The sequence below is a fragment of the Acetobacter farinalis genome, from assembly GCF_011516935.1.
Classification (GTDB): Bacteria; Pseudomonadota; Alphaproteobacteria; order Acetobacterales; family Acetobacteraceae; genus Acetobacter; species Acetobacter farinalis.
Genome location: NZ_WOTF01000001.1, coordinates 494,260 through 517,145 on the forward strand (window position 1 = coordinate 494,260; position 22,886 = coordinate 517,145).

General features: G+C 60.7%; 23 protein-coding genes. 8 read left to right on the forward strand and 15 right to left on the reverse strand.

The window, feature by feature from the left end; translation table 11 throughout:
* Positions 1 to 91: 91 nt before the first annotated feature.
* Positions 92 to 646, reverse strand: a complete 555-nt coding sequence (locus tag GOB82_RS02220; protein WP_166119040.1) for an HdeD family acid-resistance protein — start codon at positions 644 to 646, stop codon at positions 92 to 94.
* A 391-nt stretch (positions 647 to 1,037) separates the two neighbouring features.
* Here GOB82_RS02220 and rpsD point away from each other — a divergent pair, with 391 nt between their 5' ends.
* Positions 1,038 to 1,655, forward strand: coding sequence for a 30S ribosomal protein S4 (rpsD, locus tag GOB82_RS02225; RefSeq protein ID WP_166119043.1), 618 nt, complete (start codon positions 1,038 to 1,040; stop codon positions 1,653 to 1,655).
* Between the two features lie 101 nt (positions 1,656 to 1,756).
* On the forward strand, positions 1,757 to 3,304 hold the full coding sequence (locus GOB82_RS02230) for a peptide chain release factor 3 (RefSeq protein WP_166119046.1): 1,548 nt from the start codon (positions 1,757 to 1,759) through the stop codon (positions 3,302 to 3,304).
* Positions 3,305 to 3,322: 18 nt separating this feature from the next.
* On the opposite strand, the gene GOB82_RS02235 is transcribed toward GOB82_RS02230, so the two are convergent.
* The 6 genes from GOB82_RS02235 to GOB82_RS02260 all read right to left on the reverse strand — a co-directional run bounded on the left by GOB82_RS02235 (position 3,323) and on the right by GOB82_RS02260 (position 11,481).
* A complete protein-coding gene (locus GOB82_RS02235) occupies positions 3,323 to 4,528 on the reverse strand; it encodes an MFS transporter (protein ID WP_166119048.1) in 1,206 nt (401 codons plus the stop codon).
* Complete coding sequence (locus GOB82_RS02240) at positions 4,525 to 5,241, reverse strand: NUDIX hydrolase (RefSeq protein ID WP_166119050.1); 717 nt, start codon at positions 5,239 to 5,241, stop codon at positions 4,525 to 4,527. The genes GOB82_RS02235 and GOB82_RS02240 overlap by 4 nt, the downstream gene beginning before the upstream one ends.
* Before the next feature lie 120 nt (positions 5,242 to 5,361).
* On the reverse strand, positions 5,362 to 6,393 hold the full coding sequence (locus GOB82_RS02245; protein ID WP_166119052.1) for an isocitrate/isopropylmalate dehydrogenase family protein: 1,032 nt from the start codon (positions 6,391 to 6,393) through the stop codon (positions 5,362 to 5,364).
* 94 nt (positions 6,394 to 6,487) lie between these two features.
* Positions 6,488 to 8,266: an aminopeptidase P family protein gene (locus tag GOB82_RS02250; RefSeq protein WP_166119055.1), complete on the reverse strand. Its 1,779-nt coding sequence runs from the start codon at positions 8,264 to 8,266 to the stop codon at positions 6,488 to 6,490.
* Between the two features lie 78 nt (positions 8,267 to 8,344).
* Positions 8,345 to 9,256, reverse strand: a complete 912-nt coding sequence (locus tag GOB82_RS02255) for a 50S ribosomal protein L11 methyltransferase (RefSeq protein WP_166119057.1) — start codon at positions 9,254 to 9,256, stop codon at positions 8,345 to 8,347.
* Complete coding sequence (locus GOB82_RS02260; protein WP_166119060.1) at positions 9,256 to 11,481, reverse strand: ATP-dependent helicase; 2,226 nt, start codon at positions 11,479 to 11,481, stop codon at positions 9,256 to 9,258. Before GOB82_RS02260 ends, GOB82_RS02255 begins: the two co-directional genes overlap by 1 nt.
* A 54-nt stretch (positions 11,482 to 11,535) precedes the next feature.
* Here GOB82_RS02260 and GOB82_RS02265 point away from each other — a divergent pair, with 54 nt between their 5' ends.
* Both GOB82_RS02265 and radC read left to right on the forward strand, forming a co-directional pair.
* On the forward strand, positions 11,536 to 12,378 hold the full coding sequence (locus GOB82_RS02265) for a JAB domain-containing protein (protein WP_166119062.1): 843 nt from the start codon (positions 11,536 to 11,538) through the stop codon (positions 12,376 to 12,378).
* Positions 12,372 to 13,145 carry a RadC family protein gene (gene radC, locus GOB82_RS02270; protein WP_242007146.1) on the forward strand — a complete coding sequence of 258 codons (774 nt, stop codon included), beginning with the start codon at positions 12,372 to 12,374 and terminating at the stop codon, positions 13,143 to 13,145. The genes GOB82_RS02265 and radC overlap by 7 nt, the downstream gene beginning before the upstream one ends.
* A 33-nt stretch (positions 13,146 to 13,178) precedes the next feature.
* On the opposite strand, the gene GOB82_RS02275 is transcribed toward radC, so the two are convergent.
* The 3 genes from GOB82_RS02275 to GOB82_RS02285 are packed head-to-tail and all read right to left on the reverse strand — an operon-like array spanning position 13,179 to position 15,142.
* Positions 13,179 to 14,366, reverse strand: coding sequence for a 5-(carboxyamino)imidazole ribonucleotide synthase (locus GOB82_RS02275; protein ID WP_166119064.1), 1,188 nt, complete (start codon positions 14,364 to 14,366; stop codon positions 13,179 to 13,181).
* Positions 14,366 to 14,905 carry a 5-(carboxyamino)imidazole ribonucleotide mutase gene (purE, locus tag GOB82_RS02280; RefSeq protein WP_166119065.1) on the reverse strand — a complete coding sequence of 180 codons (540 nt, stop codon included), beginning with the start codon at positions 14,903 to 14,905 and terminating at the stop codon, positions 14,366 to 14,368. The genes GOB82_RS02275 and purE overlap by 1 nt, the downstream gene beginning before the upstream one ends.
* 30 nt (positions 14,906 to 14,935) lie before the next feature.
* Positions 14,936 to 15,142: a DUF465 domain-containing protein gene (locus tag GOB82_RS02285; protein ID WP_166119671.1), complete on the reverse strand. Its 207-nt coding sequence runs from the start codon at positions 15,140 to 15,142 to the stop codon at positions 14,936 to 14,938.
* A gap of 252 nt (positions 15,143 to 15,394) precedes the next feature.
* Between GOB82_RS02285 and GOB82_RS02290 the strand changes: the two genes are divergently transcribed.
* Positions 15,395 to 15,559 (forward strand): YdcH family protein, encoded by a 165-nt coding sequence (locus tag GOB82_RS02290; protein ID WP_166119067.1) that lies wholly within the window; start codon positions 15,395 to 15,397, stop codon positions 15,557 to 15,559.
* Between the two features lie 178 nt (positions 15,560 to 15,737).
* On the opposite strand, the gene GOB82_RS02295 is transcribed toward GOB82_RS02290, so the two are convergent.
* The 3 genes from GOB82_RS02295 to rpmE all read right to left on the reverse strand — a co-directional run bounded on the left by GOB82_RS02295 (position 15,738) and on the right by rpmE (position 17,527).
* On the reverse strand, positions 15,738 to 16,349 hold the full coding sequence (locus tag GOB82_RS02295) for a DUF1013 domain-containing protein (RefSeq protein WP_166119068.1): 612 nt from the start codon (positions 16,347 to 16,349) through the stop codon (positions 15,738 to 15,740).
* A 207-nt stretch (positions 16,350 to 16,556) separates the two neighbouring features.
* Entirely contained in the window at positions 16,557 to 17,096 is a 540-nt protein-coding gene (locus tag GOB82_RS02300; protein ID WP_242007147.1) for an Hsp20 family protein, read from the reverse strand.
* Between the two features lie 200 nt (positions 17,097 to 17,296).
* Positions 17,297 to 17,527 (reverse strand): 50S ribosomal protein L31, encoded by a 231-nt coding sequence (gene rpmE, locus GOB82_RS02305; RefSeq protein ID WP_166119070.1) that lies wholly within the window; start codon positions 17,525 to 17,527, stop codon positions 17,297 to 17,299.
* A gap of 270 nt (positions 17,528 to 17,797) precedes the next feature.
* On the opposite strand from rpmE, the gene mscL reads away from it, so the two are divergent.
* Positions 17,798 to 18,256: a large conductance mechanosensitive channel protein MscL gene (gene mscL, locus GOB82_RS02310; protein WP_166119071.1), complete on the forward strand. Its 459-nt coding sequence runs from the start codon at positions 17,798 to 17,800 to the stop codon at positions 18,254 to 18,256.
* Positions 18,257 to 18,404: 148 nt separating this feature from the next.
* The gene (locus GOB82_RS02315) at positions 18,405 to 18,770 is read left to right on the forward strand and encodes a hypothetical protein (protein ID WP_166119073.1); all 366 of its coding nucleotides are present in this window, start codon (positions 18,405 to 18,407) and stop codon (positions 18,768 to 18,770) included.
* A gap of 124 nt (positions 18,771 to 18,894) precedes the next feature.
* On the opposite strand, the gene secF is transcribed toward GOB82_RS02315, so the two are convergent.
* Together secF and secD are read right to left on the reverse strand one after the other, a co-directional pair.
* On the reverse strand, positions 18,895 to 19,827 hold the full coding sequence (secF, locus tag GOB82_RS02320) for a protein translocase subunit SecF (protein WP_166119074.1): 933 nt from the start codon (positions 19,825 to 19,827) through the stop codon (positions 18,895 to 18,897).
* Between the two features lie 12 nt (positions 19,828 to 19,839).
* Entirely contained in the window at positions 19,840 to 21,405 is a 1,566-nt protein-coding gene (gene secD / locus GOB82_RS02325; protein ID WP_265794094.1) for a protein translocase subunit SecD, read from the reverse strand.
* 343 nt (positions 21,406 to 21,748) lie between these two features.
* Between secD and GOB82_RS02330 the strand changes: the two genes are divergently transcribed.
* Positions 21,749 to 22,729: a Gfo/Idh/MocA family protein gene (locus GOB82_RS02330; protein ID WP_166119076.1), complete on the forward strand. Its 981-nt coding sequence runs from the start codon at positions 21,749 to 21,751 to the stop codon at positions 22,727 to 22,729.
* The last annotated feature ends 157 nt before the right edge of the window (positions 22,730 to 22,886 follow it).

The following is a 22,886-nucleotide window of genomic DNA, read 5'->3' on the forward strand; positions in this document are numbered from 1 at the left end:
CTGACTTAAAAAAAGAGCCGGCCTGCATCACAGCAGAGCGGCTCCTTTTTTGTGAGGACGGGGAGAGAGCCCCCCCTTCCATGGCAGGTGGTTACGGGTTCCGGGCCGGAGCCGTGTTCTGCCCTGCGGGCTGGCGGAGAGCCAGACCGAACTGAAGCCAGCCGAAGCCGCTGGCAATCAGTTCAATCCCCACGAACGTGCCGATCAGCCACAGGCCGGACCAGGGGAGGGTCCAATACAGGCACAGCCCAACGGCAAGGCTGATCACCCCACCCGCCAGCACAAGGCTCCAGCCGGGCAGGCTGCGATACTGGATGGCCAGAATGCAGCGCATGATACCCACCACAACAAAGCAGGCAGCAACAAAAAGCGTGATGATGACAGAACCGGTGATGGGTTCTTCAATAATCATGGCCCCGGCGGCTATATAAAGCAGGCCGAACAGCAGTGAGAACAGGAAGCCGCCCCAGTCCCGCACGGCAAAACCATGAGCGCACTGCATGGCTCCGGCAATGATCATCAGAACACCAATGAAAATTGTGCTGACCAATGTAACGGAAATGGCATCCACACAGGCAATAAAGCCCAGAACAATCAGCGCAACGCCGAGTGCAACAAACAATGCCCATTGTTTAGAGGATGGCATGTGAGTTTTCCTTGTTTTTCGCGGTTTTCTGTAGAAAAAAACGCATGGTCTAAAGCTCAAAATTAAGAAATACTATCTGTAAAGACGGGAATACTCTCTGTAAAGATGGGGGTGCTGTGCGTGAAAACCTGCACCAAAGCTGTCTTGCATCCCGCAGGCGGGGCAGGCGGCGGGCGGAACCGAGTTGACACGCCCTCCCTCTTTCCGTAATGGCTGCTCCCATTGCCGGGAATGTGGACAGGACGGCCGATGCAGGTGGACAGATGCTCCCGCCTGCCGGTGATACGGACTGCGCCCGCTCTGATCCGTGGGGGACAGAGACTACCGGCACCACGGTGGGGTGCTGAGAAATCAGCGTGCCCCGCGCAGACAGAGAAGAGTAGAGCGCCTTATGAGCAAGCGCCTCGAGAGCAAATATAAGATTAACCGCCGCCTTGGCGTTAACCTGTGGGGCCGTGCAAAGTCTCCGGTTAACCGTCGTGAATACGGCCCGGGTCAGCATGGCCAGCGCCGCAAGGGCAAGCCGTCTGACTATTCTGTGCAGCTGATGGCAAAGCAGAAGCTGAAGGGTTACTACGGTAACATCAGCGAAAAGCAGTTCCGTCGCTACTATCAGGAAGCCGTGCGTCGTAAGGGCGATACGTCTGAAAACCTGATCAACCTGCTCGAGCGTCGTCTGGATGCGGTGATCTACCGCATGAAATTCGCGATCACACCGTTCGCGGCACGTCAGTTCATCAGCCACGGCCATATTCTGGTCAACGGCCGTAAAGTGAACATCCCCTCATTCCTCGTGCGTGATGGTGATGTGATCGAAGTGCGTGAAAAATCCAAGCAGCTGGCCATCGTGCTGGATGCCACCCAGACGGGTGAACGCGACGTTCCGGAATACATGGACGTTGATCACCGCCAGATGAAGGGCACGTTCGTGCGTGGTCCGAAGTTTGCTGATGTGCCGTATCCGGTGCAGATGGAACCGAACCTGGTGGTCGAATACTACTCTCGTTAATCGGCGCTTCGGCCCGATTTGTGCAGCGCCGGGTGGAGGGTTCTCTCTCCATCCGGCGTTTGCCGTTTTAACCTGTCTCTTTCCCAGCCGGATTGCCTGTTATGTCTGAAGCGCTCGCCCCTGACCTCAGCACGGAAATTGCCCGCCGCCGTACGTTCGCGATCATCTCGCACCCGGATGCTGGTAAAACCACGCTTACGGAACGGATCCTGCGGGCCGGTGGGGCTATTCAGCTTGCAGGGAACGTGCGGGCCAAGGGGGAGCGGCGGCGTACCCGGTCTGACTGGATGTCCATTGAGCGTGAGCGCGGGATTTCCGTTGTCAGTTCCGTTATGACCTTTGAGTATGGCGGCTGTATTTTCAACCTGCTTGATACACCGGGCCATGAAGACTTCTCGGAAGATACCTACCGCACCCTGACGGCTGTGGACTCCGCCGTCATGGTGATTGACGCCGCCAAGGGTATTGAAGACCGGACACGCAAGCTGTTTGAAATCTGCCGCCTGCGCGATATCCCCATTGTCACCTTCATCAACAAGATGGACCGTGAGGCGCAGGACCCGTTCGCGCTGATGGATGAAATTGCCTCCTCCCTCGCACTGGATACGGCCCCCGCCACATGGCCGGTTGGCCGTGCCGCCGGGTTTGTGGGGACGTACGACCTGCGGACAAAGGAACTGCATACGCAGGACGCCCTGCCGCAGTCCGACCCACGGGTGGTGCAGGTTTTTGAGGAACTGGAACTGGCGGAAGCCGCCCTGCCCAGCTTCGACCGTGAGTCTTTTGATGCCGGGCATCTGACACCGGTTTTCTTCGGCAGCGCCATGAAGGAAATTGGCGTGACGGACCTGCTCGATGCGCTGGTGGCGTTCGGGCCTTCTCCGCGGAACCAGGTTGCGGAAACCCGCACGGTGAAGGCGGATGAGCCGGAGATGACCGCGCTTGTTTTTAAAATTCAGGCCAATATGGACCCGAACCATCGGGACCGCATTGCGTTCGCCCGGATATGTTCCGGCAGGCTGACGCGCGGCATGCGCCTGCGCCACAGCCGCACCGGCAAGAGCTTTGCCGTGCATACACCGCAGTTCTTTTTTGCGCGGGACCGGCAGTTGGCGGAGGAAGCCTTCGCGGGGGACGTGGTGGGCATTCCCAACCATGGCACCCTGCGCATTGGCGATACGCTGACAGAAAATGAAGATCTCAATTTTACCGGCGTGCCGCATTTTGCGCCGGAAATTCTGCGTCGCGTGCGGCTGGATGACGCGATGAAGGCCAAGAAGCTCAAACAGGCGCTCACCCAGCTTGCAGAAGAAGGCGTGGTGCAGCTCTTCAAGCCGCAGGATGGCGCACAGCCGATTGTGGGTGTGGTGGGAACACTTCAGCTTGACGTGCTTCAGGCACGCCTGAAGGCGGAATATGGGGTGGCGATCGGGTTTGATGCCGTGCCGTTTTCTCTGGCCCGCTGGGTTACGGGGCCGCGTGAGAAAATTGAAACCTTCTCCATGGTGAACCGCTCCGCCATGGCGGATGATCTGGATGATGATCCGGTGTTCCTCGCCTCTTCAGCCTTCATGATGCGCCGCACACAGGAACAGAACCCGGATATCACGTTCCACGATATCAAGCAGATCGGGCTCGAGATTAAATAATCCCGAGCCTGAGAGCCTCTACCGCCGCCGTTCAGTCAGGCAGACGGCAAACGCGAGGGCTGGGAGGGCTGCCCCCACAGCGGCGGCCAGCGGCCAGCCGCCGCGTGCATAGGTCCAGCTTCCAAGGGCTGATCCCGCCGCTCCCCCCAGAAAGAAAAGCGCCATGTAGAGCCCGTTCAGGCGGGCGCGGTTTTCCGCAGGCAGCATGAACAGGGCGCGTTGCCCGAGCACCAGATTGGCGGTTACGCCGAAATCAATCACAATACCCGCCAGCGCCAGCATGAGTACAAAAACGGACTGCGGCATGAGCGGGCTGACCAGAAAGGCAAGGCAGACCAGCGCCATGGCGGCAAGTGTTGCAGGCCATGTCCAGCCTTTATCGGCCATGCGCCCGGCAATGGGGGCTGCAATGGCTCCGGCCACACCAACGAATGCAAAAAGTGCAATCTGACCCTGAGAAAAATGGAACGGCGGGGCCGCCAGCAGCAGGGGCGTTACGGTCCAGAACAGGCTGAATGCACCGAACATGCAGGCATGATAGAACGCCCGCCGCTGGAGCACCCGTGTGGTGAGCAGCAGCGCCACCATTGAGCTGAGCAGCGCGCCATAGTGTTTTTTGGTGGCTGGCCTGTGCTGCGGCAGAACGCGCTGCAACAGGATGGACAGCACCAGCATGATCCCGGCTGAGATCAGGAAAATGGCGTGCCAGGACGAAAACTGGGTCACAAAACTGGACACGGGGCGGGCCATCATAATGCCCAGCATCAGGCCGCTCATGACATTGCCCACCACACGGCCCCGGATGCCTTCATGCGCGAGGCCGGCGGCCAGAGGCACCAGAATCTGCACAGCAACAGACAGAACCCCGATCAACCCGATGGCCAGCAGGAAGGGCAGCGGGTGGTGTGCAAACGGCAGTGCCAGAAGGGCGAGCATGACAAGGCGTGTCATCCAGACAATCAGGCTGCGGTTTTCCAGCAGATCGGCCAGCGGCACAATCAGCAGAAGGCCGAGGCAGTATCCAAGCTGGGTGATGGTGACAATCAAGCCGGACTGGCTTTGCGGGAGAGCCAGTGCGGTGCTGATGGGGCCAGCCAGCGGCTGGGCGTAATACAGATTTGCAACGATCAGCCCGCAGGCCGCGGCGATAATCCGGACAAGTGCGGGGCTTGGGGCTGCCTGTTTAACAGGGCGGCTGGATGTGGACGGATGGTGTGATGTCATGAACGGGTGGCATCCAGTAAGGCACGGGAAGTAGGGAGCAGGTCAGTGCGGTTCAGCCACGCGTCAATCTCGGCGGGTGGAACCAGCGCCAGTTGGTCATATTCCTGATTTGCCGAGCTTTCCCAGCAGGCGGTTACGGCACTGAAAGAGAGCGGGGTGCGCATGGGGATACCGATATCCAGAATCCGGGTGCCGGGGTGGCGGGCAATCAGGCGCGGGGAGCCGACATGCAGGCTTTCGGCGGTCAGGCCAAGTTCTTCCTCGGCTTCTGCCAGAAGCTGTTCGGCGAGATTGACGGCGGTGCTTTCTCCGCGCCGTTCAATGCTGCCCGCAGGGGGGCTTTGCCAGAAATTCCCCTGATACAGGGAGGAAGGGTGCCGCCTGCCCAGAACGTAGCCTTCAGGCGTTTCCAGCAGGCCGATGACGGCAAGCGGTTGCAGCCGAAGGTGCGGATACAGGGCCGGGTTTTTCATCTGCGCCAGAACGGAGCGGTAATCTGTCCAGTGGCCGGAGATGGCTGTGCGGGTCACGCGGTCTGCTGAAAAAACGCAGCCGTTGAACAGGGAGGGATTTGTCTGGCAGGCCGCCGCCCAGATGCGTGTGATCTCCGCCTCAATGTCCGCCGTATGCTGTGGAGCATGTGTGGTGACGGTGAGTGTGCAGGAGGGGGAGAGGGGCAGGAGAGGCCAGTGGCCGGAAAAGCTCGGGATCATGCCGCCCATGATACGCACGGCACGGGAACAGGTGTGAAAAAAACTGTAGCCTGAGCGGCAGGACCGCCAGAAAAAACGGGAGGCGGGTAAAACCCGGCCTCCCGTCGGCCTGAGGGCGGCTCAGACGAGCTGCTGTTTCAGGGCTGCGGTCAGATCTTTGGTAGAGGCATTGCCGCCCAGATCTTTCGTGCGGACGTTGCCTTCCGTAATGACCTTCTTGATTGCGAGGTCGATACGGTCTGCCAGATCCTGACGGCCGACATGCTGGAGCATCATCACCGCGGCCAGCAGCAGGGCCAGAGGGTTGGCAATGCCTTGCCCGGCAATGTCGGGTGCGGAGCCGTGCACGGCTTCGAACACAGCGGCTTTTTCACCGATGTTGGCACCCGGAGCCATGCCCAGACCGCCAACAAGGCCAGCCGTGAGGTCAGACAGGATGTCACCGAACAGGTTGGTGGTGACAATCACGTCAAACTGCCACGGATTGATGACGAGCTGCATGGCGCAGGCATCCACAATCCGTTCATTGAACGCAACGCGGCCTTTATATTCCTCGGCAACCTTACGGCCTTCCTCAAGGAAGAGGCCGGTCAGCAGTTTGAGGATGTTCGCCTTGTGAACAATGGTAACCGTCTTGCGGTTGTTCTTGAGCGCATACTCAAAAGCAAACCTCACAATGCGACGGCACTCTGCACGGGAGTTGAAGCCGGTGCTGAGCGCAATACCCTTCGGGTCATCCCCAACCGGAACATAATGTTCCATGGCTGCGTAATAGCCTTCAAGATTTTCACGGAACAGGACCAGATCAATCTTGTCGAACTTGCCACCGGGCACAATCGTCTTGGTGGGGCGCAGGTTGGCGAACAGCCCGAACTCCTGACGCAGTGTGACGTTGATGGATTTGAAGCCGCCACCCACCGGTGTGGTCAGGGGGCCTTTCAGAGCAAGGCCGGTGCGGCGGATGCTCTCAATGGTCTGTTTGGGCAGCGGGTCATTGACCGCATCCACCCCGGCCATGCCGGCAAGCTGGGGGTCCCACTGGAACGGGGCGCCAACGGCATCAAGAAGTTCGGTAACTGATTCAACAATTTCAGGCCCGATCCCGTCACCGGCAATAAGAGTGGCGGGGATGGTTTTGCTGTCTGTCGTCATTCTGGAAGCTCCCTTCACTTCGCAGCTTTTCTGCTCTTCTTCGGCCAGGCAAGCGATTCCCAATTGCGTGACCAGTTGCGATAATCAGGTTCTCTCACGCTCTGTTGAGAGGCGCACAGGCGGTTTTCAGCCAGTTTCTGGCATCAGATGGCAGGTGAGGGCCTATATGGGCCATGATTTGTGCATGGTAGGCATCCAGAACCTGAGCATCTTCCTCCCCCAGAAGGGCCGGATCAATCAGGTTTCTGTCAAAAGGAGCGAGAGTCAGCGTCTCAAACACATGGCCGGGGCGGTTCTCTCCGGCGCTCTCGCGCACAAGCACCAGCGTTTCCAGCCGGATTCCGTAGGCTCCCGGTTCATAATAGCCGGGTTCGTTGGAGAGAATCATGCCGTCCTGCAACACAATGGCGGAGGGGGTTTTGGCGATCCGGGCCGGACCTTCATGCACGGAGAGAAAGCTGCCAACGCCGTGGCCGGTGCCGTGATCATAATCCAGCCCGACCTGCCACAGGTCATAACGCGCCAGGGCATCCAGCGCGTGGCCGGTGGTGCCTGTGGGGAAGCGGGCGCGGCCAAGGCGCAGGTTGCCCTTCAGCACGCGGGTAAAGGTTTCCTTCAGGCGGGCTGGCGGGGTGTTGGGGCCGGTCCAGACTGTGCGGGTGACATCCGTTGTGCCTTCCGGATACTGGCCGCCACTGTCAATCAGGTAGACTTCATCCGCATTCAGGGGGCGGTCACTCTCCGGTGTCACGCGATAATGAATCACGGCACCATTCGGCCCCGCGCCGGAAATGGCGGGGAAGGATTCCCCACGGTAGTCAGCCCCTTCCGCCCGGAAGGAGTCCAGCTTGCTGGCGGCCTGAAGCTCTGTCGTGCCGCGCGCGTCTTCCGTGCTCAACCAGTGCAGGAAGCGGCACAGGGCTACGCCGTCTTTCAGATGGGCCTTGCGGGCGCCTTCCTGCTCCGTGGCGTTCTTGCGGGCTTTGGGCAGCAGGCACGGGTCCGGGCTTTCCTGCACGATGGCGCTGTGGCGGCGGAGCACCTCCGTAAACCAGATGGCATTGCTGGCCGGGTCCACTCCCACGGTCTTGCCGGCGAGTGTGGCCAGTATGGTTTCCATGGTGTCCGGCTCGTGCACGCGCACATCCGTGCCCAGCCATTCGCGCACATCTGCCGGGATCTTGCTGGCCTGAATGAACAGATCCACCGAGGCATCGGCATGCAGCACGGCAAAAGCCAGAACGACCGGAGTGCAGGGAAGATCGGTGCCCCGGATATTCAGCAGCCATGCGATGGAAGCTGAATCGCTCAAGACAGCGGCGGCCTGTCCGGCTTCAGCCAGAGCATGGCCGAGGCGGGTGCGCTTGTCGTGTGAGCTCTCGCCCGCATAAACCAGCGGATGAATGCTGGCCGGGGCGGCGGGGAAGGCCGGGCGGTCTGCCCACAGGGCGTCTGTCAGGTTTTCAGCGGTGGGGACCAGTTCAATGCCGGAGAGATGCGTGAAAGGCCGCAGCTCCGCACTGCTCATGATACGCGGGTCATACCCGATGCGGGCGTGAGCGGGGGCCTTCCGGGCGAGCCATGCCGGGGGTGGGGTCTGGTGGATGTGCTGGCGTTCCCAGCAGGTGCTGTCCACCTGCTGGTCCATCTGGGTGATGTAGCGTCCATCCGAGAAAACCGCGGCGGACTCTGCCAGCACCAGCGCCATGCCGGCGCTGCCGGTAAAGCCCGTCAGCCAGGCCAGACGGTCCGCACAGGCGGGAGTATATTCGCCCAGAAATTCATCACTGTGGGGGATAATCAGCCCATCCAGACCATTCTGTTTCAGGAGCGCACGCAGGGCGGCAAGACGGGTGGCGGATGCGGACGGCATGGCAGGCCTCACAAATACTGTCTTGAGGAAAGGCAATTGTAAAAAACGCCTGCATGAGGTGTCATGCAGGCGTCGGGTTCAGTGTGTTTGCGCGGAGGGGCGGCGCAGGACCAGTGTGGCCCAGTCCCCTTCCGTAAAGGTGTGTTCCAGCACCAGCCCCAGCCTGCGGTGCGCGGCCAGCACCATGCGGATCTGGGTGCGCAGCAGGCCCGCCAGAATGACCGTGCCGCCGGGGGCCAGATTATGGGCCAGATCTTTGGCCATCAGGCACAGGGGGCGGGCCAGAATATTGGCAAACACCAGATCATACGGCGCGGTGTGGCGAATTTCCGGGGTTCTCCAGCCATTGCCCAGTCGGCATGTCAGGGCACGGCCCAGCCCGTTGCGCTCTGCATTCTGCGCGGCCACGCGCACGGACCAGGGTTCTATATCAACCGCCAGCACCTTTTTGTGCAGCAGGGCCGCGGCGGCCATGGCCAGAATGCCTGACCCGCAGCCCAGATCCAGAATGTTGCGCGGGTTGCGGTAGGCAATGCGTTCCAGCGCACGCAGGCAGCCCCGTGTGGAACCGTGTTCGCCCGAGCCGAAGGCCACTCCGGCATCCAGCGTCAGCGCGATGCGGGTGGGGTGCCTTGCATCGGGCAGGTGGGTGCCACGGATAACAAAACGCTGCCCCACATCCTGCTCGGGGAAGGATTCATAGGTGCGGGCCAGCCAGCCTTCGGCCTCCGTCGCGCTGCGTTCGAGCGGTGCGCTCACGCCAGAGGTGAGCTGTGCCAGAACAAGGGCTGTGGCCAGATCATCTTCCCGGTGCCCGACGTCTTTTACGCCTTCTACCCGCCAGAGGGTGCCTTCCGGATTGGCTTCAAAAATACCAACCGTGGTGCAGACGCTGCCGATGGCATTTTCATAGGATTCGACAGCAGATTCCGGAACGGTGACCGCAACCGTTTCCAGAGCGGAGGCGTGACGACGGGGAGCAACGGCCATTAAAGCTTCTCTAAAAAAGTGGATTGGAGGTGTTTGATGCCGTCTTCATTTTCAAAGGCGACATCAACATGATGATGATTGGCTGCGACAATGATGCCCTCTCCAAATCTGGGGTGGCGCACGCGGTCTCCCAGTTGGAAGGAGGCGGCCTGTTCAGCCAGAGGGTCCCGCCGCCTGCGGGCGACAAGTGGCGCACCCCCGGCAAAAACCGAGTCCGCGGAGCGCAGGGCGCGATGCAGGGTGTCCCGCGCTTCATGCCGGATAACATGCTCGTCCGGCAGTTCCTCCAGAAAGCGGCTGGGCATGGAAGGCTGCCAGTTTGCGTAGATGCGCCGCCGGGCGGCATGGAAAATCAGGGCATGTTTGCGCGCACGGGTAATGCCCACATAGGCAAGCCTGCGCTCTTCCTCCAGCCCTTTCAGCCCGCCTTCATCCAGCGTGCGCTGGGAGGGAAACACGCCTTCCTCCCAACCGGGCAGGAAGACAATATCAAATTCCAGCCCCTTCGCGCCGTGCAGGGTCATGAGGGAAATGCGGGCATCTCCGGCATTTTCGTCATGCTCCATCACCAGCGCGACATGTTCCAGAAATTCACCCAGCGTGCCGAAATCCGCCAGAGCGCGGACCAGTTCCTTCAGGTTTTCCAGCCGCCCCGGCGCTTCCGGTGAGGTATCGGCCTGCCACATGGCCAGATAGCCGCTTTCTTCCAGCAGGTGTTCCACCGCCACCACATGCCCCTCACGCGCAAGGATATCGCGCGTGGTGTCCAGTGCTGTCATCAGCGCCCTGACGAGATCACCGGTTTTGCCCTTCAGTTCCTTTTCCGCCAGCAGGGCCTGTGTTGCGGCTGTCAGGGGAATATGGCGGCTACGGGCGGCGGCATGCAGCTTCTGCACCCCCGCAGGCCCCATGCCGCGCTTTGGGGTGTTGAGAATGCGTTCAAACGCCAGATCATCCGAAGGCTGGTTGAGAACGCGCATATAGGCCAGCGCATCACGGATTTCGGCGCGCTCATAGAATCGCACCCCGCCCACAATGCGGTAGGGCACGCCGCTCTGAACCAGCTTTTCTTCAAAGGCGCGGGTTTGGAACCCGGCGCGGACAAGGATGGCCATTTCCGAAAGGGAGTGCCCTTCGGCCCGCATTTTCTGCGCCATACCGCAGACATCACGGGCTTCTTCATCCGAATCCCCAACGCCGACCACGAGCACTTTCTCGCCGCTGGCATCATCCCGGCCGGAGCGCAGGGTTTTGCCCAGCCGTTCATCATTATGGGCAATCAGCCCGGCAGCGGCCCCCAGAATATGGCGGGTGGAGCGGTAGTTGCGTTCCAGCCGGACAATCTGCGCACCGGGGAAATCTTTCTCAAACCGCAGGATATTGCCCACTTCCGCCCCGCGCCAGGAGTAGATGGACTGGTCATCATCCCCCACGCAGCAGATGTTGGAGGGCTCACCCGGCCTGAGGGCCAGCAGCCGCAGCCACAGATACTGGATGGTGTTGGTATCCTGATACTCATCCACCAGAATATAGCGGAACAGGCGGTGGTACTGGGCCAGAACATCGGGGCGGGTGCGCAGGATTTCCGTGACATGGAGCATCAGGTCTCCAAAATCACACGCATTCAACTGGATCAGCCGGGCCTGATAGGCGGTGTAGATGGCGCGCACATGGCCATCCGCAAAATCGGAATCTTCGGCGTCGGTCACGCGCTCGGGTGTCAGGCCCCGGTCTTTCCAGCGCTGGATAACGCCCAGAATGCCCGGAGCAGGCCAGCGTTTGGTGTCAATCTGCCAGGGTGTCATCACCTGCTTGAGCAGGCGGAGCTGGTCATCCGTGTCCAGAATGGTGAAGCTGCTGCTCAGGCCCACATAATCGGCATGGCGGCGCAGCATCCGGGCGCACAGGGCGTGGAAGGTGCCAAGCCATAACCCTTCCGCCGGGCTGCCAAGCAGCAGGGAGACACGCTCACGCATTTCCTTGGCGGCTTTGTTGGTAAAGGTAACGGCCAGAATCTGCCAGGGTTTGGCGCGTTCCGTAAGCAGGATATGGGCAAAGCGTGTGGTCAGCACCCGTGTTTTGCCTGTGCCCGCACCGGCCAGAACCAGCAGGGGGCCATCCGTGGTTTCAATGGCGGCGCGCTGTTCAGGGTTCAGGCGTGCGAGATAGGACTCGCCCTGATCAGGAGATGATGAAAAAAGCGCGGAGGAAGGGTGTTCGGACATGTTCACTTCACCCTTATATAGTCTTGAAAGCCTGAGGCCAATCGGAGCAGTGGCATGGTGTCCTCCGTAAAAGGAGAAAAACCGACCCGTTTTGGAACGGGAGAGGAACAATCCTTTTCCTCCACCGGCCCAACAGGGCACCGGCAGCGGATGCGCACGCGGGTGCTGACAGCCGGAGCGGGGTCTCTGGCGGATTATGAACTGCTGGAAATGCTGCTTTTCCCCGGCGTGCCCCGGCGGGATACAAAACCGCTGGCCAAGGCGCTGATTACCCATTTCGGCTCTCTGGCGGCCGTGCTGGAAGCCCCTGCGGAGGCGCTGAAGGCGGCCGGGGCCACACGGGCCAATGCAGAACTGCTGGAGCTTGTGCCTCTGGCGGCGGACCGTCTGGCGGCCCCAAAGGCCCCCGTGCGGACTGACCTTGGAAGCTGGGATAAGCTGCTGGCCTATTGCGCGGCGCATCTGGCCCATGCGCCCACCAGCTTTCTGCATGTGCTGTTTCTGGACAGCCGAAACCAGTTGCTGGCCGATGAACGCTTCAAGACGGGAGAGCGGTTTGAAACAGAGGGAAATCCGGCCCCTGAGGGGATGAGCGCGCCCCCACCGGCCTGCGTGCAGGGAGGTGCTCAGGTAGGGCTGGAAAAGGAGCGGATTCCCGTGCCTCAGCTTGTCTCCTCCATCATGCAGCGGGCGCTGGCGCTGCATGCCTGTTCCCTGATTACCGTGCGGCTGGCCGGGGCGGATGTGCAGCCTGACCGCCAGCTCCTGCATGATGCGCCGCTGGTGCAGGCGTTGCTCCATTCCGCCCCCCTGCTGGCCGTGACCATGCATGATCATGTGGTGCTGAAAGGCCGCCGCTGGCGGAGCTTCCGGCATCTGGAGCAGCAGGGATGGTAAGCCGCCGCTCAAAGGCAAAACGGAGCACAGCAGAGGCCGGGCTGGCCGATATGGCGGGCTTCACGCTCAGCACGCTGGATGCGCAGCCTGCGCACTCTGTGCCGATGCCGCCCCTGATGTCTGGTCTGGCGGAGGTGGGGCTGTTTATTGGCGATGTGGTGGAAGACCAGAGCATTCTGGCCCGACTGATTGCGCTGGTGGCCCCCCGGCATCCCGATGCGGGCACACTGGCGGCCTCTCTGCTCCGGCGCTTCGGGTCTCTGGCGGCCCTGCTCTCAGCGTCTGAGCAGGAGATGCAGGAGGTGTTGGGAAAGGCTCCGGCCCTGCATGTTGCGCTGCGGCTGGTGCAGGAAGCCGGGCTGCGGCTGCACCGTGTGCGGCTCAAGCGCACAGGCGTGCTGGCCGACCGTGCCCAGTTGAAAGCCTATCTCAGCGCCATGCTGGCGCATGAGGTGGTGGAGCAGGTGCGCGTGCTGTTTCTGGATGCCCGCCATCATCTGCTGGCGGATGAAATGCTGGGGCGTGGGACCGTGGACCACACTCCCGTCTACCCGCGGGAGGTGGTGCGGCGCGCTCTGGAACTTCAGGCGGAGGTTCTTGTGCTGGTGCACAATCATCCCAGTGGGGACCCATCTCCCTCACAGGATGATATTCTCATGACACAGCGCATTGCGCAGGCCGCCACCCTTATGGGGATTACCATCTGGGATCACGTGATTGTCGGCGGCGGCCAGCTTTTGAGCCTGAAAGAGGAAGGTCTGTTTTAAGCCTGCCCGGTGTTGTTCCCGCAGGTGCGGTTTTCAGGCGCAGTCCTCTTCCTGTTCTTCCTCCGCCCGGGTGGCCAGCGGGCCGAGGGCATCCTGAATGCCCAATGCGCCGGGCAGGCTGCCACAGGGGAACAGGATGTTCACATGGCCCATTTTCCGGCCGTCACGGGCTTCTTCCTTGCCATATAAATGCGGGAGGAGGCCGGGTGTCGCCAGAATCTGGGGCCACAGGGCCATATCATCCGGGCCGACGAGGTTCTTCATCACGGCATCGGAATGCCGGATGGCGGGGGGCAGGGGCAGACCCGCCACGGCGCGGATATGCATTTCAAACTGGTCCGCCGGGCAGGCGTCCATGGTCCAGTGGCCGGAGTTATGCGGGCGCGGAGCCATTTCGTTCACCAGCAGGGCGCCGGAGCGGTCCAGGAACATTTCCACACCCAGAATGCCGACAAGATCCAGTTTTTCGGCAATGGTGATGGCGAGGGCCTGTGCCTGCTGCGCTGTTTCCTGCGGTACGGGAGCCGGGGCCAGCGTGAGATCCAGAATCCCGTCCCGATGATGATTGAGGCCGGGGGCGAAGCAGCGAGTCGTGCCGTCTGTACCGCGCACCACCATCACGCTGAGTTCGCAGGCGAAATCCACCATGCCTTCCGCCACCAGCGGGTGCGGAGCGAGGGAGGCAAAAGCCTCTTCCAGTTGGGCGGCCTCATAAACCCGCGCCTGTCCCTTGCCGTCATACCCGTTGCGGGTGGTTTTCAGGATGAAGGGAAAACCGAGCGCCTCTGCCGCGGCGTGCAGGGAGGCGTGGTCTGTCACGGCATGCCAGGGCGCCAGCGGGATTTCCGCGCTCGAGAGGAAGGTCTTTTCGGCCAGCCGGTCCTGACTGATGCGCAGAATGGCGCCGGAGGGGTGCACCGGGCAATGCTGTGCGAGGCAATCCAGCGCGTCAGCACTGATATTCTCGAATTCAAATGTGACGACATCCACCGCGCGGGCAAAGGCTTCCAGCGCCGTGTGATCCTCATACGCGCCGAGGGTTACGGCATGGGCAACCTGTGCGGCCGGGCCGTTTGCCTCCTGCGTGAGAATATGGGTGCGAAAGCCGAGCCTGGCGGCCGCCATGGCGGACATGCGGCCAAGCTGGCCACCACCGACAATACCAATAACAGCGTTCGGCCCGAGGCCGGACGAAGAAGAGCGGGAAGAGGAGGCTGACATTACTTTTTTTCAGAAAGCGGGGCGTTCGGGACGGAAGCAGTCTGCACAGCGCGCCATGCCTCCAGCTTTGCGGCCAGTTCCGGTTCCTGCAAGGCCAGAATGGAGGTGGCCAGAAGGGCGGCGTTTTTCGCGCCCGCAGCCCCGATGGCCAGTGTGCCAACGGGCACACCACCGGGCATCTGGACAATGGAGAGCAGGCTGTCCATGCCTTTCAGGGCGTGGGATTCAACAGGCACGCCCAGCACGGGCAGGCGTGTCCATGCGGCGCACATGCCGGGCAGATGGGCCGCCCCACCAGCGCCTGCAATAATCACGCACAGGCCGCGGCCTGCGGCAGTTCTGGCGTAGTCCGCCAGACGGTCCGGCGTGCGGTGTGCGGAGACAATCAGGGTTTCATGGGCAATGCCCATTTCTGTCAGGATGGCATCCGCATGGCGCATGGTCTCCCAGTCCGACTGGCTGCCCATGATAATGCCGACCTTCGGGGCAAGGTTTGCGTCCTGAATCGGGGTGGAGGGCAGGGGGGCGGTTTCGCTCACGGTGATGCACTATCCGGTTGTAGAAAAAGGTCAGGCAATATCGTCGGGGATCAGTTCGCTTTCAAGCCGTGTAATTCTGTCACGGAGCAGTAATTTACGTTTTTTCAGTCTTTGAAGCTGTAACTGGTCTGTCAGGACGCTTCCATCGGTCAGCCGACTGATGATGGTATCAAGATCACGATGTTCACTGCGGAGTTCATGGAGCTGGCCGAGTAGTGAATCGCGGTCTTTCAGCATGGTGCTTTCTCTCTCCTGCGTGGCGGGTGGACCGGCTGTGCACCGGCGTTTGCCGTGTGCTTCTCCAGAGTCCTGCCAGAACGTGCGGCCTTCAGTCTTGCGCATGCGTGGCACGGAGGCCAGCGGCAAAAAAAGAAATTTCAGATATGTTTCGAATGCATGCCTGAATTGTCGGGATTGTGAAAATAACATGAAAAAACGCGGAGAGAGTGCGCTAGCGTGAGGAGACCATCAACCGAATGGAGGCAGTCAATGACCTACCAGTCCAGGATTGAGAGTCTTAAGTCCCGCCACTCACGGATCGACAAGCAGATCTCTTCGGAAGGTGGGCGACCCAAGCCAGATGAACGTGTTCTGATGTGTCTCAAATTGCAGAAGCTGCGCATCAAGGAAGAAATAGAGCGCCTTTCTGCCTGAGCCATGGCCCGCTTTTTGGCCCTGTGTCAGGGCAAGGCGGGCTTTCTCTCCTCTCTGCTGACGAAGAGAGTTTCCGAAAATCGCCGGAAAGACTGCCAGAAAGGCGGTCAACAAAAGTGAGTATCATTCTGGCCTGAAAAGGACACTGGCCAGCGCAAGGCTGGCCAGTGCGCGAGGATTACTCTTCGCCTTCGGCGTGTTCCATCGCACCCATCATATCCGCAATATCCAGCGGCGGCGGCTGAGGAATTTCCTGCCCGTCGCGCTCCAGACGTGCCGTGGCGGCATTGACTGCGGCGTTCAGGTCCATCTGGCTGCACAGGCCGATGGTCACCGGGTCGCGCGGTTTGATGTTCGGCGTGTTCCAGTGCTGCTTGTCTCGCACTTTGGCAATGGTGTCTTTCGTGGTGCCCAGCAGTTTGACAATCTGAAGATCATTCAGCTGCGGGAAGTTGCGCAGCAGGAACGCAATCCCATCCGGACGATCATGCCGTTTGGCAACAGGCGTATAGCGTGCGCCCTTGGAGCGGCGCTTGACCGGGTTGCTGGTAGCCAGAATTTTCAGCCGTGCGTCCGGGTTGGCCTCGCAGCGGTGAATTTCTTCCAGCTTGAGCTGGTGGTTGGCAACGGGGTCATACCCCACAATGCCCTGAGCAACCTCACCATCGGCAATAGCCTGCACTTCCAGAGGGTGCATGCCGCAAAACTCGGCAATCTGAGTAAAGCTCAGGGCGGTTTTTTCAATCAGCCACACGGCGGTGGCCTTGGGCATCAGCGGTAAGGTCGTCATTGCTTCCATCCTGTCGGTCGGTCGGCGCTTGCGCAGGCACCGGAGAAACTGGACGGTCCGGAAACCATTCCGAAAGCCCGCGTGCCTGCCGGCGCGCATCTGTGGCGACGATATGGGGGGAGCGTCCCTCACAGGTCAAGCAGCAAATGTGCTCATTGGAAAAAGGAGGAACCGGGGTTCCTCCTTTTCCCGCTCTTTAACGCGTGATTACGCCGCGGCCGCGGCGGGCTGGGTGCCGGTGGCTGTTGGCGGGATGGCCTCACCCGGAGTGCCGGAACGCTCCGTGTGCGCCTCCGGCCCGGAGAAGCTGCCGGCGAGAGTGCCGGAAGAGCTGGAGGATACGGGGATACGGCGGGGCTTGAGGGCTTCCGGCACGATCTGGCGAACAGAAATGCGCAGGAGTCCGTTATTCATGTCGGCACCGGTTACTTCCACATGGTCCGCCAGCGCAAAGCGGCGTTCAAAGGCGCGGCGCGCAATCCCGCGATACAGGATTTCCCCTTCGTTCTGCGGTTCACTGACCCGGCCGGACACGACAAGCGTGTTATCCTGCACAACCAGTTCAATATCATCGGGGCCAAAGCCCGCCACAGCCATGGTCAGCGCGTAACGGTCGCTCCCCGTTTTGGCGATATCGTAAGGCGGGTAGCTCGGGCTGGCGGTGGTGCGGGCGGCTGTATCCATAACCTGCGCCAGCCGGTCAAACCCGATGGCGCTGCGGAACAGCGGTGCAAAATCGTAACTCATGGTTCAAAAACCTCCTCGTTCAGCAAGGTCTTGCCGTGATGCGCCCCCTTGAGGCGGGCTGCAGCGGCAGGGTGAAGAGGAAAGCCCCGGTATTGGGCACTTGCCTCTGGGCTAAACGTGGAAAACCCCGCCCCCTGTTTCAAGGGGCGGGGTTCCGGATTTTTCAACCAGTCTGATCAAGTCAGTCCGGGAAAGGGGGATCAGCCCTTTGCGCGCGTGCCGATGCCAGCAAAGCGCTTGTTGAACTTCGCAACCTGACCCCCGGTGTCCATCATACGCTGCACGCCAGTCCATGCCGGGTGAGACTTCGTGTCCACGTCCAGACGGAGCGTGTCACCAGCCTTGCCGGTGCAGGAGCGGGTTTTGTATTCGGTGCCATCGGTCATGATGACGGTGATTTCGTGGTAGTCAGGGTGAATGCCGGGTTTCATATGTTGCGTCTTTCCGTTCAAAAGGCTGTCCCGATACCGACCGGGCTATGCGTGCGAGTGCGTATAGCCGTCTGTGCAGGAGGGATCAACAACTCATGCAGTCTTCCGGGCCGCTTTTGGTCTGAACAGGCACAAAATCTGCGTTGATGCGGCTGTAAAAGCACGTCTGGTGAGGAATCACCACGAATCGTTGCGGTTTGGACTTGTTAAAAAGGGTTCATACTGGATAAAGAGCAGATATTCTGCCTGCGAATAAGGATAAGACAACTTATGGCCGACATTAAATCTCATGTGCACACCCCCGGCTGGGTGGGCGAATTCCGTGCGTTTATCATGCGCGGCAATGTTATTGATCTGGCCGTTGGTGTCATCATCGGTGCGGCTTTCACGGCCATTGTGAACAGTCTGGTGAAGGATATTTTTAACCCGCTGCTCGGCCTGATCATTGGCGGGATTGATTTTTCCAATCTTTTCATCACGCTGAAGGGCGAACACTTCGCCACTCTGGCGGAAGCCCAGAAAGCGGGTGCCGTCACGCTGAACCTTGGCCTGTTCATCAATGCGGTTATCCAGTTCCTGATCATGGCGCTGGTGATTTTCTGGTTCGTGAAGATTCTGAGCCGCCTGCACACACAGCAGGAAGCAGCACCTGCCGCACCGCCGGAACCCACCAAAACGGAAATCCTGCTTGAGCAGATCCGTGATGAACTGGCAGCCCGCAAGGTCTGACAGCGCTCTGGCTGAGCAGTCTGGTCAAAGCCAGTCTGCGCAGTGCTGGTCTGGTTCGTCAGGCCAGAGCTGATGCGGTCTCCCTGATGCGCTTTTTGGGGCGCTGAGGGGATTTCCCGGAAAGACAGATATGGGGTAGGCTCGTTTCATGACGCGTCCCGTATCTGGATTTCCGGTTTTTTTTCGTCTGGTGGCCGGGCTTGCGGGCCTTGTGGCTCTGGCAGGCTGCCAGTCTTCCGCCGGCATGGTGGCCATAAACCCCACCCCCCGCACACTGATGTACAGCTATATTATTGCCAACGGTATGGCCCGGGGGCAGGTCATGTCCGGCGGTGTGCCGTCCGGGCGGCTGCTTCAGCTTGTTGATGCGGATCGTGCGGCTCTGGCGGCAATCCTGACGGCGGAGCAGAGCCCGTCCGGCGCAGGGATGCAGAATGCGGGTCGGGCCATGGAAAATTTTCTGGCCGTGATTGAGCAGCCAGATCCTGCGCCTCCTTCAGTTGTGCGGCGCTAGAGGTTCTCCAGAACGCGGCCTGACGAGGCGTTTTCCCGCTTTTCGATTCTCCACCGATAAAAAAGCGTTCCGAGCAGAGGGTGCGGAACGCTTTTTCGTGTGAGCGGATGTGGTGTGCGGCCGACTACTTGGCCGGCGGTTTGGCATCCCGCTTGAGGCGGCCTTCACCCATAAAGAGCAGCAGCGGGGCTGCGATGAAAATGGAAGAGGATGTGCCAACCACAATCCCGAACAGCATGGTCCATGCAAAGCCGGAGAGGGTAGTGCCCCCGAACAGGGCCAGCGGCAGGGAGGCCAGAAACACGGTGGAGGAGGTGCCGAGTGTGCGGTTCAGGGTCTCGTTGATGGAAAGATCAATGAGTTCACGCAGCGGCATGGTGCGGTATTTGCGCAGGTTTTCACGCACGCGGTCATACACCACCACCTTGTCATTCGTGGAATATCCCAGAATGGTGAGGATGGCCGCCACCATGACCAGATCGAACTCAAAGCCGGTAATCACCAGAAAGCCGATGGTCTTGGTCAGGTCCAGCACCAGCGTGATCACGGCGCTGAGGGCGAACTCCCACTCGAAGCGGAACCAGATATAGCCCAGAATCATCGCCAGACTCAGGCCCAGAGCCAGCATGCCATTCCGGAACAGTTCGGCAGAGACAGACGCCCCGACGGCATCCGCCCGCAGAACGGTGGTGCCGGGTTGGGCTTCCGCCACCGCGTGGCGCACGGTGTCCACAATGGCGTTGGTTTTCTGCGCGTCTCCCGCATCCAGACGGATCAGTACGTCATCCGGCGCGCCGAAGGACTGGATGGAGGCGTGTGCAACATTATGCGCGGCCAGCGCGGAACGCAGTTTGGCGAAGTCCGCCGGGCCGGGTGTTTTGGCTTCCACCACAATGCCGCCGCGGAAATCCAGCCCCAGCGTGAGGCCGGGATGCAGGAACAGCACAACGGAGAGCAGAGACAGCGCCGCGGAGACAATCAGCCCCGCATAGCGCCCGCGCATGAAGTTGATGTGAGTATCCTTGCGTACAAAACGCAGGAGAGGACGTCCGAACATAAGCGCCTCGTCTCAGACAGGCAGGCTGGTCGGGCGCGTGCGCGCATACCAGCGGACCATGAGCAGTCGGGAAAGCAGGAGAGTCGTGAACAGGGTGGTCACGATTCCGATGGTGATGGTCAGCGCGAAACCCCGCACAGGGCCTGTGCCGAACACAAACAGCATGACATGCGCCAGCAGGGCCGTGGCGTTACTGTCCACAATGGTGGAGGTGGCGCGCTCGAACCCGGCCTGCATGGCCGCCAGAGGAGTGCGCCCCCGTGCCACCTCTTCCCGGATGCGTTCATTGATAAGGATATTGGCGTCCACCGCCATCCCCAGTGTCAGCAGCATCCCGGCCATGCCCGGCAGGGTCAGGGTGGCTTCAAAGAGGGAGAGAATGGCGACCATCAGCACAAGGTTGGCCAGCAGTGCGATGTTCGCATACCAGCCGAAGCGACCGTAAAACAGCGCCATGAACAGGATGACGAGCATGAAGCCTGCCGCCAGACTGAGCATGCCGGCCTTGATGGAATCCGCGCCGAGAGACGGGCCAATGGTGTGCTGTTCTATCACGCTCAGCGGAGCGGGCAGGGCGCCCGCACGCAGCATGAGCGCGAGGTCTGTCGCTTTCTGGGCATCAAACCCGCCGGTAATCTGCCCGTTTCCGCCCGTAATGGGGGAGCGGATGACCGGGGCTTCAATCACCTTGTTATCCAGCACGATGGCGAAGCGCCGCCCCACATTGGCCTGCGTGACCGTGGAGAAGGCGTGGGTGCCAACGGAATCGAAAGTGAAGGTCACGGCCCATTCGCCGGTCTGGGAATCAATGACGGCACCTGCATTGGTCAGGTCCGTGCCATCCACATCGACATGGTCATAAACCGGGAGCGGCGGGCCATCTCCTTCTGAGGACATGGGCAGCAGGCTGACGCCCGGAGAAGCAGCCGTTGCGTGGGCCGGATTGGGGTCCACCAGACGGAAGGTCATTTTCGCGGTGGTGCCCAGCAGGGTCTTGATCCGTTCCGGGTCACTCACGCCGGGCAGCTCAACCACAATGCGGTCATCTCCCTGACGGGTGATTTCCGGGTCCACCGCGCCGGTGGCGTCAATACGGCGGCGCACAATCTCGATGGACTGGGTGACAGCTTCCCGTGCCCGCGCCTTCAGCGCCTCGGGCGAGAGTGTGAGGACAATGCCGCCACTATCCTGTTTCTGAACGGAAAACTCGTTAGGGACCACACGCGGCAGTTTGTTCAGAGCCGCGAGGTCCGCCTCGGTTTCCGAAGGGTCGCGCGGTGTGAAGGAGACTGTGCCAGCCTCTGCGTTGGTGGTGATGTTGCGGTAGCCAAGCTGGGATTTCAGCAGGGCTTCCCGCGTGCTGTCTGCCAGTGTCTGCAACCGGTCATGCGTCAGGCTTTGCAGATCAACCTGCATGAGCAGGTAGGACCCGCCGCGCAGATCCAGCCCCAGATGAATCTGGCGCCATGGCATGGAGGGGAAGGGGTTGCGCAGACCATTGGGCAGGCAGAGCAGCAGCCCTAAAAGGCACACACCCAGTACCGAGGCCATCTTGAGGCGGCTGTAATACATTCTCACCTGATCAATCGATTTTTGTCGCCCGGACCATGCCGTTCCCCGGCCCGTGATGCAACACTTCCCGGCCAGATGCAGGCGTATTGCGGGGGATTTGATGGGGCGGAGTGGCGGGGTTGCATCACATTCCCGCAAGGGCCGTCCGGCCTGACCCCTGCCGTGCAGGGCGAAATATACGGGTATCGGGTTTTCGGGCACGGAGTCGGGCGGAGGCTGAAAAATTTATGGTTTTTTTACAGAGTGCGGCTTTGCCCGGGGCTGACGCGAAGAGGGTTTGGGTTTTCTGCGGGAGGCTGCTACCGCTGGCCGGACAATGGTGCGCTAGCAGGTCTGGAAGGTCTGAAAGATGAATGGAACTCTGCGGGTTGGGGTGATCGGGGCTGGGCATTTTGGCCGGTATCATGCCCTCAAGGTCAGAGATGTGCCCCGTGAGGCTCTGGTTGGCCTCTTTGACCCGGATGCAGGGCGGGCGGCAGACGTCGCGCGGGAAGCCGGGTGCCCGGCCATGGCTTCAGTGGAGGAACTGCTGGCGGTGTGTGACGCTGTGGTTGTGGCGGCCCCGGCGGAATATCATTTCGAGCTGGCTGTGCAGGCCCTGCGGGCTGGCAGACATGTGCTGGTGGAAAAGCCGGTGGCGGCTACGCTGGAGCAGGCGGATTTTCTGATCACGCTGGCAGAGCAGAGCGGTCTGGTGTGTCAGGTGGGGCATTTGCTGCGCTACTCGGCGGAGCACGAGGCAATTACCCGGCGAATCACCCGCCCGCTTTATATTGAGGCCACGCGGATTGCCCCCTTCAAGCCGCGTGGCACGGATGTTTCCGTAATTCTGGATCTGATGATCCATGATCTCGATCTGGTTCTGGCGATTGTGGACAGCCCCATTGCGCAGGTTGATGCGCTGGGGGCGGCTGTCAGCTCGGAGTATGAAGATATAGCCAATGCCCGTGTGCGCTTTGAGAACGGCTGTGTGGCGACCATTACCGCCAGCCGCATTTCCCTGAAGACAGAGCGGCGGATGCGGCTGTTTTCAGAGGAAGGCTATCTCTCTGCTGATTTCGGAAAACGCGAACTGACCATGATCGGCCGGGAAAAAGGCCTGCCCCTGCCGGGCACGGGAGGATTCCGCCGGGAGGCGATTTCATGGAAAGATCATGATTCTCTCTTTGCGGAGCATGAGGCTTTTGTGGCGTCCTGCCTGGATGGCGCCCCGGTGAAGGTGGATGCCCGCGCCGGGCGGCGGGCGCTGGCTGCCGCACTGGCCGTGGCGGAGGGCATCACGGAATCACGGCGCCGTATGGAAGCGTCCGGGCTGATTCACGCAGGGTGAAAAAAATCCCGGAGAGCCTGAAACAATTTATGATCGGCAAAAACTGCCATCTTTTCAAACACAAGCCTTTTTTAAAGGTTAGGGTGTAAAAAAATCACTAGATATGGGGGCATATATGTCGCAAGAACGCGACATATAGTGAGGTCCAGAGGCAGGC